Origin of the sequence: Bradyrhizobium sp. SZCCHNS30572 (assembly GCF_032484415.1) — a bacterium.
Lineage (GTDB): Bacteria > Pseudomonadota > Alphaproteobacteria > Rhizobiales > Xanthobacteraceae > Bradyrhizobium.
The window spans coordinates 26,915-40,129 of sequence record NZ_JAUESY010000011.1 but is presented as its reverse complement, the minus strand read 5'-3'; the positions used below and the strand labels follow the sequence as shown (position 1 = coordinate 40,129).

Below are 13,215 nucleotides of genomic sequence, written 5' to 3'. Positions count from 1 at the left end.
GCTTGGTTGGTCAACCCCTCAGCCGGCGGGTTATTCCGGAATTGAGGCGGATATCGGAGGAGATCCGGAGGGAGAGTACTCAGAGACTATGACGGCGATGCTGCTCCCGGATCGCGATCCAGACGCGCTCCGGGGTCGCCGGCATGTCGATGTGATCGATCTTGTACTCGCGCCAGAGGGCTTCGACGATCGCATTGACGACGGCCGGACAGGAGCCAATCGCGCCCGCTTCGCCGGCGCCCTTGACGCCCATCGGATTGGTCTTGCAGGGCACGTTGTGGGTCTCGAAGGTGAAGGACGGCGCGTCGGCGGCGCGCGGCAGCGCGTAGTCCATGAAGCTGCCGGTGACGAGCTGAGCGTCGGAGTTGCTGTAGACCACCTGCTCCATCAGCGCCTGACCGATGCCCTGCACCGCACCGCCATGCACCTGGCCGGCCAGCAGCAGCGGATTCAGCGTCACGCCGAAATCGTCGACGATGACGTAGTTGACGATCTTGATGATGCCGGTCGCCGGATCGATCTCGACCTCGGCCACATGCGTGCCGTTCGGATAGGTGCCATCGGCGCTGGCGAAGGTGGCGCTGCCGTTGAGCTTGGCGGGATCTGTGCCCGGACGCTTGGCGAGATCGGCGAACGAGATCGCGCGGTCGGTGCCGGCGACGCGGATCACGCCGTCGGCGATCTCGAGATCGCCGAGGCCGGCCTCGAGCGCTTCGGCGGCGATCTGCTTGAGCTTGTCGCCGAGCTCATGGGTGGCGCGCTGCACGCTGACGCCGCCGGAGGGAATCGAGGCCGAGCCGCCGGTGCCGAGGCCGGTCGCGATCTCCTGGGTGTCGCCCTGGTGGATGTGGACCCGCTCCGGCGGCAGGCCGAACTGCTCGGCGACGATCTGGGCATAGGCGGTCTGATGGCCCTGCCCGCTCGACTGCGTGCCGATCAGGATGGTGACGTCGCCATTGGGGTCGAGCCGCACATTGGCGGTCTCCTCGCCCATCACGCCGCAGACCTCGACGTAGCTCGCGAGCCCGATGCCGCGGATCAGCCCGTGCTTCTTGGCGGCCTTGGCGCGCTTCGGAAACTCCTTCCACTGCGCGATCTCCATCGCGCGCTTGAGATGCGCATTGAAGTCGCCGGAATCATAGACCTTGCCGGTCGCGGTCTTGTAGGGCAGCGCGCGCGGCGGAATGAAGTTCTTGCGCCTGATCGCATCGACGCTCATGTCGAGCTTGCGCGCGCAGGCATCGACCAGGCGCTCGATGACGTACGCTGCCTCGGGGCGGCCCGCGCCGCGATAGGCGTCGACCGGAACGGTGTGGGTGAAGATCGTGCGCACCCGGCAGTGGAACGCCTGGATGTCGTAGAGGCCCGGCAGCATGCCGGCGCCGCCATGCGGGATGTACGGCGCGAAGGTCGAGAGATAGGCGCCCATGTCGCCCATCAGGTCGACGTCCATGGCGAGGAACTTGCCGTCCTCGGCCAGCGCCATCTTCGCCGTGGTGACGTTGTCGCGGCCCTGCGCGTCGCCCATGAAATGCTCGGAGCGGTCGGCGGCCCAGCGCACCGACTTGCGCAGCCGCTGCGCGGCGACCGCGAGCAGCGCATACTCCCGGTAGGGAAACAATTTTGTGCCGAAGCCGCCGCCGACGTCGGGGCAGATCACCCGCATCTTCTCGGTCGGGATCTTCAGCACGTTCTGGCAGAGGATGTCGCGCAGCCGGTGGCTGCCCTGGCTGCCCGCCGTCAGGGTCAGATGATCGCGCTTGGTGTCGTATTCGCAGACCGCGGCGCGCGTCTCCATGAAGCTCGCCACCACGCGCGGATTGACGATGCGGATCTCGGCCACCGCATGCGCTTTCGCGAAGGCCGCCTCGGTCGCGGACTTGTCACCGATCGAAACGTCGAACAGCACATTGCCCTTGTGTTCGGCCCACACCTGCGGCGCATCCGGCTTGATCGCGTTCACGACGCCGGTCACGGCCGGCAAGGTCGTCCACTCGACCTTGATCGCCTCCAGCGCGTCGCGCGCGTGATCCAGCGTATCGGCGACGACGAAGGCGATGGCGTCACCGACGTGGCGCACCTCGTTCTTGGCGAGGATCGGATAAGGCGGCGCGGTGAAGGGATCGGTCTCGAGATTGAACAGGCAGGGCAGCCCACCGAGCTCCGCGGTGTCGGCGGCGGTCAGGATCAGCGCCACGCCCGGCAAGAGCCGCGCCTGGGTGACATCGATGGTGAACTTGGCATGGGCATGCGGCGAGCGCAGCACCAGCGCATGCAAGGCGGCAGCCGGCGCCAGATCATCGGTATAGCGGCCCTTGCCGCGAATCAGCGCGTCGTCCTCTTTCCGGAGAACGCTTTGTCCGACGCCGAACTTGATAGGAGCTGCCATCTGGTTTCACTTCCCGCTTGCATTGTCGCAAATATTGGACGGCATATTGCAGCGGAACGAAGACTCGCGCAAACGCCATATGGCCGCCCCTGGACCCACGTGCGGTCAACTCTCCGCAGGCATGCCACCAGCTCGATGCTGCAGCGCAAACATCAGCGCCGCACGAGGGCCTTGAGCCAGCGCGGGCCGAACAGCACCAGAATGGCGCCGGCATAAATGACGGCCCCCACCACGATCAACAGGCCGAGAACGGCTTCGTCCTGCAAGCGGCCGAGCGAAGCGAGATGGGCCGATGCCACCAACGCCGTCGCCCACAGCGCCGCCGCGAGCACCACGCCGGTTCCGGCAAATTTCAGCAGCGACATGGTGAGCCGCCGATCGAAGCGCAGATAGCCCTTGTGCACGGCGAAGCCGAGCACGAGCAGCAGGTTGATCCAGGCGCCGACGGCCGTCGCCAGCGCGAGGCCGACCTGGGCCAGCGAGCCCATCAGCAGCACCTTCAGCACGACGTTGGCGGTCAGCCCGGTGAGCGAGGCCTTCACCGGCGTGGCCGTGTCCTTCCGAGCGTAGAAGGTCGAGACCGCGCTGCGGATCATCACGAACGGAATGAGGCCGACGGCATAGGCGGCAAGCGTCGCACCCGCCGCCGCCGCATCGCCCTTGGTGAAGGCGCCGCGCGCGAACATCGCCCGCGTGATGACGTCGGGCACCGCGAGGAAGGCGGCGACGAACGGCACCGAGAACAGCAGCGTGAACTCGAAGGCGCGGCGCTGCTGCTCCATGGCCCCTTCATGATCGTTCGCCGTCAGCCGCCGCGACATTTCCGGCAGCAGCACGGTGCCGATGGCGATGCCGATCACGCCGATCGGCAATTGGTTGAGACGGTCGGCATAATACAGCGCCGAGATCGCGCCCGCGGGGAGGAACGTCGCGATGATGGTGTCGGCGAACATCGCCACCTGCGTGCCCATCGAGCCGAGCGTGGCCGGCCCCAGCGCCTTGAAGAAGGCGCGGATGTCGTCGTCGAGCTTGAGCGGCGCGAAGCGCGGCAGCCCGCCGTGACGGGCGAGATCGCCGGCGAGCAGGAAATATTGCAGGAAGCCCGAGATCAGCACGCCCCAGGCCGCGGCATGACCGACGCCGGGGAAGAACGCCGCCAGCGCCAAGGTCCCCATCATCGCGAGATTGAGGAAGATCGACGCCGCCGCAGCGCTGGCGAAACGCTGCATCACGTTGAGCATGCCGCCATACAGCGTCACCAGCGTGATCAACAGCAGGTACGGAAAGGTGATCCGGGTCAGCGTGATCGCCAGGTCCCGCTGCGCCGGATCGTCGGTGAAGCCGGGCGCCAGGATCGTCATCGCCTGCGGCATGAACACCCAGGCGAGGACCAGCAGCACGATTTGCGAGGCCAGCAGCAGGGTGAAGATGCGGTCGGCAAACAGGCTCGCCGAGGCCGGCCCCTTTTCGCCATGGACATGCGCATAGGCCGGCACGAAGGCCGCGTTGAACGCCCCCTCGGCGAAGATCGCCCGGAAATGATTAGGCAGCCGGAACGCAATGAAGAACGCATCCGCCACCGGCCCAGCGCCGAGAATCGCCGCCAGCATGATGTCGCGGGCAAAGCCGGTGAGGCGCGACAGCAGCGTATAGCCGCCGACGGTGAAGATACGTCCGAGCATGGGGGGCTTCTAGAGCATTGGGGGGCGGGTTTGAAGCGGAGAACGCGGGCGATGCCTGCTTGGGGGTAAATTGTGGCGACCCGGTCGCGGCCCCTCTCCCGACTTGCGGCCAGCGCCAGCACATATCGTCTCGGATCTTGCGCTCCGCCGGCTGGCAAGCATGCTCGGGCCGATGTCCGACCTCCGGTTCGCGGACACTTGAGACATGTCAAATGGGTCATGTCCCGACCAAGGTAGGCATGCAATGTGGCGTTGTTAGAAGCTTGGTTCCCAGAGTGAGCTACTCAACTCTCGCATGGTTCTTTGTGGCGGCAATTGCCGTTCACAACGTCGAAGAGGCCGTTTGGTTGCCGGGATGGTCGGCAACGGCTGGGAGATGGCACCATACCGTAGGAAGCAGTGAGTTTCGGTTTGCGTTGGCGGTGTTGACGCTGGTGGCAGCGGTCGCGGCCGTTCTCGCGAATTTGCAGGGCAAGCAAAGTCTCGGATCCTACTTGTTGTGTGGCTACGCACTGGCCATGCTGCTGAACGTCGCCGTCCCGCATGTTCTGTCGACACTGGCGATGCGCCGCTATGCGCCGGGGACTGCAACTGCAGTGCTCATCAATTTGCCGGTCACCGCCACGCTGCTGCGAACGGCGTTGGCGGAGGGCTACATTGACAGCGGCACGTTCGTTTGGGCCGGACCGCTGGTCGTGATTGCCATCGTTGCCCTCATCCCTGTTCTCTTCAGAGCTGGCCGAGTGATCAACGGTTCGCAGTAGCCAACGATCTTTCGCTCAGCCCGTAGGGCCGATTAGTACTCCGGATGTCGATGCGCTCATCGGGGCGAGGCTTGCTGCGAGCACGCAACTCACCACCGTCATTGCGAGGAGCGTCAGCGACGAAGCAATCCAGGGCCGCACGCGCAGCGCTGGATTGCTTCCGCCGTCGCCCTTCGGGCTATGGCGGACAAGTCGCTTCGCTCGCAATGACGATGAGTGTGCCGATGCGGCGTCAGCACGAACAACACCGGAGAAGGCGCCAGATGCGTGCCAAGCACTCCGCTGTCATCCCGGACAAGCCGGCCGACGCGAAGCGGCGGCGGGCGCTGATCCGGGATCCATACGCCGTGCGGCCGATGGGGCGCGTGGATCGGGCCGCCTGCCCGTTTCAGAGATCACGCGGTATGGGTCCCGGCGTTCGCCGGGACGACAGTGTGATTTGGGGCTGCCAACGGGGCAGATCGCCCGCCGGCGCTGTGAGCCGCGCCGCAGCAAGCGGCGTGACGTCAAGGATGCGTAAGGCCTCAGGCCCGGACTGCGCCGCGGACGACGTCGATGATGCGCCCTTGCGTCGGCTCGTCGAGATAGGCGTGCATCGGCAGGCTGATGACATCGCTGGACAGCTGCTCGCTGACCGGCAGGCCGCCATCGGCGCTCGGGAAGATGCGGTAGGCGGTCTGCTGATGCATCGATTTCGGATAGTAGATCGCGGTCGGAATGCCCTGCGCCTTCAGCGCGGCAGCGAAGGTGTCGCGGTCGACGCCCTTGGGCAGGCGGATGGTGTATTGCGCCCAGACCGAGGTGCAGCCCTCGGCGAGGCGCGGCACCTTCACGACGTCGGCCAGCGCCGCGGTGTAGCGCTCGGCGACCGCGTTCCGCGCGGCGATCTCGTCCTCGAAGATCCTGAGCTTCTCGATCAGCACCGCGGCCTGGATGGTGTCGAGCCGCGCGGTGAGGCCGAGGCGGACGTTGTCGTATTTGTCGCTGCCGCCGCCATGGGCGCGCACGCTGCGCAGGCGCTCCAAGAGGCCGGCATCGTCGGTGAGGATGGCGCCGCCGTCGCCGAAGCAGCCGAGCGGCTTGGCCGGATAGAAGCTGGTGGCGGTGGCGAGGCCGAAGGTGCCGATGCGGCGGCCCTTGTAGCTGGCGCCAAAACCTTGGGCTGCGTCGTCGAGCACGAACAGGCCTTCGTCCCCCGCGATCGCGGCGACCGCATCGTGGTCGGCGCTCTGCCCGAACAGGTCGACCGGGATCACGGCCTTCGGCTTCAGGCCGAGCCGCTTCGCGGTGGCGATGCCGCGGCGGAGCGAGGCCGGATCGATGTTGAAGGTGTCCTCCAGCACGTCGACGAACACCGGCGTGGCGCCGGTCAGTGCCACCGCCTCGCCGGTGGCGCAGAAGGTGAAGGACGGGCACAGCACCGCGTCGCCGGGGCCAATGCCCTGGGCCATCAGCACCATCAGCAGCGCGTCGGTGCCGCTGGAGCAGCTCACGGCGTATTTGGCGCCGCAGAATTCAGCCAGCTCCTTCTCGAGCTGGATGATTTCGGGGCCACCGAGAAACTGGCAGTGCGCGAGCACGCGGGCGACGGCGTCATCGAGCGACTTGCCGAGCCGCTGGCGCTGCGCGGCGGTGTCGATGAACGGAATGGGCTGATGACGCAGGTGCTGGTTCATGAGCTCTGACACATGTTCGCAAATGGAAATGAGGATGAGGCGAAGGCCGAGCCGGCTAGCCGGCCGCGCGCAGCTTGGTGGCGGCGGCCTCGGCCGGGCGATGGCTCGAGGTTTCCAGGCACTGCGTGGCGATCGCCAGACTCGCGACGCCCTCGTCGCCGGTGACGGCGGGCGACGTGCCCGAGCGCACCGCATGCAGGAACGCGATCAGCTCGGCGCGCAGAGGCTCGTCATGGCCGACCGGGAGATGCCGCATCGAGTAGCTGCCGTCCGGCTTGAAGCCGAAGCATTCGGTGACCTGGCGCGTCAGCAGGTCGCCCATGATGTACTTGCCGCGCGTCGCCACGGTGACGTTGCGCGCCTTGAACGGCGTCAACCAGTTGGTGTTGATGTGGGCCAACACGCCCGATGCGGTGCGGAACTGCAGAAGCGCGATGTCCTCGCGCTCGGCGACCGCGCTGGAGAGCTGTGGCTGCACCTCGATGATGTCGGACTCGGTGAACCAGCGGATCAGGTCGATGTCGTGCACGGCGAGGTCGATGACGACGCCGACATTGGACATGCGCGGCGGGAACGGGCCGACGCGGGTGATCGCGATCGACAGGATGTCCTCGCCGGCGATCGCCTTCTTGATCGCGGCAACCGCCGGATTGAAGCGCTCGACATGGCCGATCATCAGGGTGACGCCGGCGCGGTGCGCGGCCGAGACGATCTCCTTGCCTTCCTCGACCGTGGAGGCGATCGGCTTCTCGACGAGCAGATGCACCTTGCGGGCGATGCAGGCGAGCGCGAGCTCGTGATGCAGATGGGTCGGCGCGGCGATCGTCACGGCGTCGACGCCCTCGGCGACGAGCTCATCGAGCGTCTCGAAGGTCGGGCAGTTAGCAAGCTCGGTGACGCGGCTGCGATGCGCCGGCAGCGGATCGACGACGCCGACGAGGTGCACGTCGGGCAGACCGGCGAGCACGCGGGCATGATTGCTGCCCATCACGCCGGCTCCGATCACGCCGACTCGCAGCGCCTGCCTCAGCTCGGCCTTGTGGCCCGCCCCCTTGGAACTCATGTCATCGACCCCATCAATGTCCCCGGATTGCGACGTCACGGATTGGCCGCAACGGTTAACGAACGGCAAATCACCGGTCGAAGCTCTCCTAGCATGCCGCTTGAAGCGAGGCGAATGCGGAAACCTTTTTCAGGACACGATTTGATTCAGAAAGTTACATCGGGTGCGGACGAAAAGCGCTGTCTTTTGAACGGCGTGCACGATGCCCTTCACGTGTGGCGAGCGCCCTGCTCACGCGTCACGACAGGCCGCGAAGGTAACGGTCGATGCGTCTTCACGCCTGCGTGTTGGCTACGGCAGGAGGTAACACGGTGGATCCCGCCGGCGAAGGAGATCACGTCACATCGCCGGAGAACACCCATGACCCTCAGCCTCGCCTCGCTCCGCTACGCCTCATCCTTCGCCGTGCTGCTCGCCTCGCTTGCCCCGTGGTCGCCGTCGGTGGCCGCGGTGGATCGGCCTGTCGTCATCGAGCTCTTCACCTCGCAGGGCTGCTCCTCCTGCCCGCCTGCAAATGCCTATCTGAACGAGCTGGTGCGGCAGCGCCGCGACGTGCTGCCGCTCGCCTTTCACGTCACCTATTGGGACCGGCTGGGCTGGAAGGATCCGTTCTCGTTGCCGGCCGCCACCGACCGCCAGGCCCGCTACGGCAGCCGCTTCGGCGACGGCTCCTACACGCCGGAGATCGTCGTCGACGGGGTGACGGGTCATGTCGGCTCCAACAGGGCCGAGGTGGGAGCCGCGATCGATCGCGCCAGGGGCGCGAGCGCGACGGCGGCGCGGCTCAAGCTCGCGCGCGATGGCGACAGGCTCACGGTCGAGGTCGACGGCGGCGAAGGACGCGGACGCCTCCTCCTGGTCGGCTTCGATCATCGGCATGAAACGGCGATCCGCCGCGGCGAGAATGGCGGCCGCACGCTGGAGGAGCTCAACGTGGTGCGCTCGGTGCGTCCGCTCGGGGATTGGAGCGGCACCGCGCTGCGCCTCAGCGAGCCGATGCCTGAAGGCGAAGATGCGGCGGTGCTGCTCGAAGCGGCGGACGGGCGCATCGTCGGCGCGGCGCGATTGTAGTATGCGGTCAGGAGGAGGCGCAGTACCGGTGCCAGAACTGGCGGTAGCCCTCCTCCACCTTGCGCGTGTAGGTCTCGACATTGCCGGCGGCCGAGTTGGCAACCATGGCCGGCAGTTCAGCACGCAGCTTCGCCAGCGTCGCGGGTGCGGCAGCATATTTCAGCGCGATGGCGATGTAGCCGTCATCGTCGGAGGCCACGAAGTCGCCGAGCCCGACCGCCGTGTTGATCGCCGCGGCCGCGCGCGCCGCCGCGCCGTGGCCGAGCTTGGCGATGACGGGGACGCCGGCCTGCAGCGACTCCCAGGTGCTGACGCCGCCATTCTGCGGGAACGGGTCGAGCGACATGTCGATGCCTGCGAACTGCGCGATGTGCTGATCGCGCGTCGACAGGCCGAGGCAGGTGATGCGCTCCTGCGCGATGCCATGCGCCACGAACCGCGCGACGAGGCCGTCGCGCAGCAAGGGCTCATCGAGCGCGCCGTTCTTGATGGCGATCCGCGAGCCCGGCAGCGCGCCCATCAGGCGAGACCAGAGCGCGAGCGCAGGCTCGGAGATCTTGTCGATCCGGTTGAAGACGCCGAACGTGACGGTGCCGTTGCGCAGCATCGGCAGTGGCGTCGGCTGCCATCCCGGCAACGGATCGGTGGTGATCACGGCCGGCAGATCATAGACCTGCTCGGCAAACAGCGGACGCACAGCCTCCGGCACTGTCACCGGATCGGCGAAGAAGTAGTCGATGGTCGGAAGCCCCGTGCCGGTGCCGCTGCCCCACGCCGTGACCTGCACCGGCGCCGGCTTGCGCGCGAACACCGGCAGCCGGTTGCCGGCGGAATGGCCGGAGAGGTCGACGAGGATATCGACCTGATCGGCCTCGATACGGTCGCTCAGTTCCTCATCGGACATCTGCCAGGCGTCGACCCAGAGGTCGGCGGCGGAACGGCATCGCTCGGTCATGCCATCCTGCAGCGGCGAGCAGGAATAGCAGACGACCCTGAACGCCTGATGGTCGTGGTGGCGCAGGACCGGCAGGAACACCAGGGCAGCCGAGTGATTCCTGAAATCGGACGAGACGTAGCCGATGGTGAGCCGCCGCTCCGGATCGCGGTCGCGGACCGGCGGCGGCCGCCGCGTGATCTTGCTGCCGATCCTGGTCCACCATTCCCGGCGTACCGCCTGGTGCTGAGCGAAATCGGTATCCGGCATGAAGTCGAGCAGGAAGATCTTCGCGGTGATCGCATCACCGAATTCCGGCTTGATCTCGAGCGCACGCTCGAAGTGCTGCAAGGCCGTCGCGAGATCGCCCTGCTTGCAGAAGCATTCTCCGAGCCAGGTCCAGGCAACCTCCGACTGCGGGTTCTGCTCCAGCACCTTGCGGCAGGCATCCATCGCCGGCGCGATATTGTCCTTGATGGCGCTGAGCTGCGCGAAGCCCAGAAGCGCGACGTCCAGCCGCGGATCGAGCGCCAGCGCGGCCTGGAAATCGGGCATCGCCTTGTCGAAACGTCCGGCCTGCTGATGCAGCCGGCCGCGCTGTGCCAGCACCTGCGCGGCGTTGGGTTTGATCGCAAGCGCGGCGTCGAATGCCGCGAGCGCCTCGTCGGAATGGCGCAGATTGATGCTGGCGAGTCCCTTGCCGAACATCGCCTCCATGTGACGCGGGTTGAGCGACAACGCGCGATCGAAGCTCGCATTGGCCTCTGCATTGCGGGCGAGCGGAAGCAGCGCCATGCCGCGATTGCAATAGGCGTCGGCATAGTCGGGCTTGAGCGCGATCGCCCGGTCATGCGCGGCGATCGCCTCCTCCGGCCGCCCCAGGCGCATCAGCGTGTTGCCGAGGCCCGTGAGCGCCACGAGCAGATTCGGCTTCAGCGCGATCGCCCGTTCCTGGCATTTGCGCGCCTCGTCGAAGCGCTTGCGGTTGAACAGCGCGAGACCGAGATTGGAGAGCGCCTCGGCATGCCGCGGCTCGATTTCCACGGCCCTGGTCAGGGCCTGCTCGGCGAGGTCGAGCTGGCCGCCGTCGAGCGCCGTGACGCCGAGCAGGTGCAGCGCATCGAAATGGTCGGGAAGCAGTGCCAGAATCTGGCCGCAGATCGCCTGCGTCTCGGCGTGACGGCCGGCACGATACGCCGCCACGGCGCGCGGCATGAGCTCATCGGCCTGCTTACGATGCTTCTTCTGCAATCTCGCATTCTGGAAGGCACGAGAGCCGACATTGCTTGCCAAAAGACTTGCCTCCATGAGGAGCGTGCAGATCGCGGGAACGCGGTGAACTCACATGCGGCACGAGCGGATGCCGCGACACAAGAACTATCCGGCGCAATGGCGGCGCCAGAACAGGCGATAACCCTCCTCGACCTTGCGCGCGTAGGTCTCGACATTGCCCGCGGCCGAGCCTGCGACCATCGCCGGCAGAGCAGCCCGCAGCCTGGCGAGCTCCGCCGGCCGAGAGGCCCACTTCGCGGCGAGCGCAACATACCCCTCGTCGTCCTCGGCCACGAACTCGCCGAGCCCGACCGCCGTGACGATCGCGGCTCCGGCGCGCGACGCCGCGCTGCAGCCGAGCCTGGCGATGACCGGCACGCCGGCCTGCAGCGATTCCCAGGTGCTGACGCCGCCGTTCTGCGGGAACGGATCGAGCGAGATGTCGACCTCGGCAAACTGCGCGATCTGCTGCTCGCGCGTCGACCAGCCGAGGCAGACGACCCGCTCCGGCGCGACACCATGGGCGGCGAAGCGCGCCAGGAGACGATCGCGCAACAAGGGATCATCGAGCGAGCTGCTCTTGATCACGATGCGCGAGTCCGGCAGCTGTTGCATGATGCGGGTCCAGACGATCAGCGCAGCGTCGGAGATCTTGTCGAGCCGATTGAACACGCCGAAGCTGACAAAGCCGTTGTTGAGCATCGGCAGCGGTGTCGGCGCGATGTCCGGCAACGCTTCGGTGGTGATCACCGCCGGCAGGTCGTAGACCTGCTCGGCGAACAGATGACGCACGGCGTCGGGCACCGTCACCGGATCGGCCAGGAAGTAGTCGATGGTCGGCAGGCCGGTGCCGGTGCCGCTGCCCCAGGCCGTGACCTGGACAGGTGCGGGCTTGCGGGCAAACAGCGGCAGCCGGTTGCCGGCGGAGTGGCCGGAGAGATCGACCAGGATATCGACGCCATCGGCCGTGATGCGGTCGGCGAGTTCGTCGTCCGACATCTGCACGGCGTCGACCCAGAGATCGGCGCAGGCCCGGAACTGCGCGGTCACACTGTCCTGCACCGGCGAGCAGGCGTAGCAGACGATCGCGAAATTCTGCGGGTCGCGATGCCTGAGTACCGGCAGGAATGTCAGCGCGGCCGAATGATTGCGGAAGTCGGACGAGACGTACCCGATCGTCAGGCGCCGTTCCGGGTCGAGATCGCGCTTGGCCGCCGGCCGGCGCGGGATGTCGGCGCCGATCCGCTGCCACCATTCGCGCCGCGCCGCCTGCTGGAGCGCGAAATCGGCCTCCGGCATGAACTCGAGCGTGAAGATCTTGGCGGTCATCGCCTCGGCGAAATCGGGCCTGATCTCGAGGGCGCGATCGAAATGTGCGACGGCCGAGGCGACCTCGCCCTGCTTGCCATAGCAGACGCCGAGCCACAGCCAGGCCTCCTCGGAGCGCGGATTCTGCTCCAGCACCTTGCGGCAGGCGTCGACGGATTGGGCGACGTCCTTGAAATGGCCGAGCTGGGCCTTGCCGAGCAACGCCATCTCCAGCATCGGATCACGCGCCAGCGCCGCCTCGTAGTCCGCCTTCGCCTGGTCGAAACGCCCGGCCATCTGATGCAGCCGGCCGCGCTGGGCGAGCACTTGCGGTGCACCGGGCTTGATGGCGAGCGCCGCATCGAAGGCCGCGAGCGCCTCGGTCACGTGACGCAGATTGATGCTGGCGAGCCCCTTGCCGAACATCGCCTCCATGTGGCGCGGATTGAGCGACAGCGCGCGGTCGAAGCTCTCGTTGGCCTCCGCGTTGCGACCGAGCGGAAGCAGCGCCATGCCGCGGTTGCAATAGGCGTCGGCATAGTCGGGCTTGAGCGCGATCGCGCGGTCATGCGCCGCGATCGCCTCGCCCGGCAGGCCGAGCCGCATCAGCGTGTTGCCGAGACCCGTCTGCGCGACCACGAGGGCTGGCTTCAGCGCAATCGCCCGCTCCTGGCACTTGCGCGCCTCCTCGAAGCGCTTGCGGTTGAACAGCGCGAGACCGAGATTGGAGAGCGCCTCGGCATTCCGCGGCTCGATCTCCACGGCCCTGGTCAGCGCCTGCTCGGCGAGATCGATCTGGCCACCGTCGAGCGCCGTCACGCCGAGCAGATGCAGGGCATCGAAATGGTCCGGCAGCAACGCCAGGATCTGGCCGCAGATCGCCTGGGCCTCGGCCCGCCGCCCGCCGCGATAGGCGGCGACGGCCGCGGGCATCAGCGCATCGGCCTGCTTGCGGTGCTTCTTCTGCAGCCTCGCATTCTGAAACGCACGGGAACCGACATCGCTTGCCAAAGACGGCCTCCGAATAACGCGTGGATCTACATATCGGGCTTGTTC

8 protein-coding genes are annotated in these 13,215 nt (G+C 67.0%); 2 read left to right on the top strand and 6 right to left on the bottom strand.

Annotation, left to right across the window (positions count from 1 at the left end; translation table 11 throughout):
* Positions 1–79: 79 nt before the first annotated feature.
* Together QX048_RS29175 and murJ are read right to left on the bottom strand one after the other, a co-directional pair.
* Entirely contained in the window at positions 80–2,389 is a 2,310-nt protein-coding gene (locus QX048_RS29175) for a xanthine dehydrogenase family protein molybdopterin-binding subunit (protein WP_315828194.1), read from the bottom strand.
* A gap of 152 nt (positions 2,390–2,541) precedes the next feature.
* Complete coding sequence (gene murJ, locus QX048_RS29170; RefSeq protein WP_315753210.1) at positions 2,542–4,071, bottom strand: murein biosynthesis integral membrane protein MurJ; 1,530 nt, start codon at positions 4,069–4,071, stop codon at positions 2,542–2,544.
* Positions 4,072–4,346: 275 nt separating this feature from the next.
* Here murJ and QX048_RS29165 point away from each other — a divergent pair, with 275 nt between their 5' ends.
* Complete coding sequence (locus QX048_RS29165; protein ID WP_315753211.1) at positions 4,347–4,835, top strand: HXXEE domain-containing protein; 489 nt, start codon at positions 4,347–4,349, stop codon at positions 4,833–4,835.
* 524 nt (positions 4,836–5,359) lie between these two features.
* Here the strand turns inward: QX048_RS29165 and QX048_RS29160 are convergent.
* A complete protein-coding gene (locus QX048_RS29160) occupies positions 5,360–6,511 on the bottom strand; it encodes a DegT/DnrJ/EryC1/StrS family aminotransferase (RefSeq protein WP_315828195.1) in 1,152 nt (383 codons plus the stop codon).
* Positions 6,512–6,566: 55 nt separating this feature from the next.
* Complete coding sequence (locus QX048_RS29155; RefSeq protein ID WP_315712777.1) at positions 6,567–7,574, bottom strand: Gfo/Idh/MocA family oxidoreductase; 1,008 nt, start codon at positions 7,572–7,574, stop codon at positions 6,567–6,569.
* Positions 7,575–7,934: 360 nt separating this feature from the next.
* Here QX048_RS29155 and QX048_RS29150 point away from each other — a divergent pair, with 360 nt between their 5' ends.
* On the top strand, positions 7,935–8,645 hold the full coding sequence (locus QX048_RS29150; RefSeq protein ID WP_315828196.1) for a DUF1223 domain-containing protein: 711 nt from the start codon (positions 7,935–7,937) through the stop codon (positions 8,643–8,645).
* Positions 8,646–8,652: 7 nt separating this feature from the next.
* On the opposite strand, the gene QX048_RS29145 is transcribed toward QX048_RS29150, so the two are convergent.
* Complete coding sequence (locus QX048_RS29145) at positions 8,653–10,872, bottom strand: tetratricopeptide repeat protein (RefSeq protein WP_316200819.1); 2,220 nt, start codon at positions 10,870–10,872, stop codon at positions 8,653–8,655.
* Positions 10,873–10,956: 84 nt separating this feature from the next.
* Positions 10,957–13,170 carry a tetratricopeptide repeat protein gene (locus tag QX048_RS29140; RefSeq protein ID WP_315828198.1) on the bottom strand — a complete coding sequence of 738 codons (2,214 nt, stop codon included), beginning with the start codon at positions 13,168–13,170 and terminating at the stop codon, positions 10,957–10,959.
* Positions 13,171–13,215: the final 45 nt, after the last annotated feature.

Bases quoted from the DNA above. Each gene is read 5' to 3' on its own strand.
- murJ (WP_315753210.1), bottom strand. From the start codon at position 4,071: ATGCTCGGACGTATCTTCACCGTCGGCGGCTATACGCTGCTGTCGCGC.
- QX048_RS29160 (WP_315828195.1), bottom strand. From the start codon at position 6,511: ATGAACCAGCACCTGCGTCATCAGCCCATTCCGTTCATCGACACCGCC.
- QX048_RS29175 (WP_315828194.1), bottom strand. From the start codon at position 2,389: ATGGCAGCTCCTATCAAGTTCGGCGTCGGACAAAGCGTTCTCCGGAAA.
- QX048_RS29150 (WP_315828196.1), top strand. From the start codon at position 7,935: ATGACCCTCAGCCTCGCCTCGCTCCGCTACGCCTCATCCTTCGCCGTG.
- QX048_RS29155 (WP_315712777.1), bottom strand. From the start codon at position 7,574: ATGAGTTCCAAGGGGGCGGGCCACAAGGCCGAGCTGAGGCAGGCGCTG.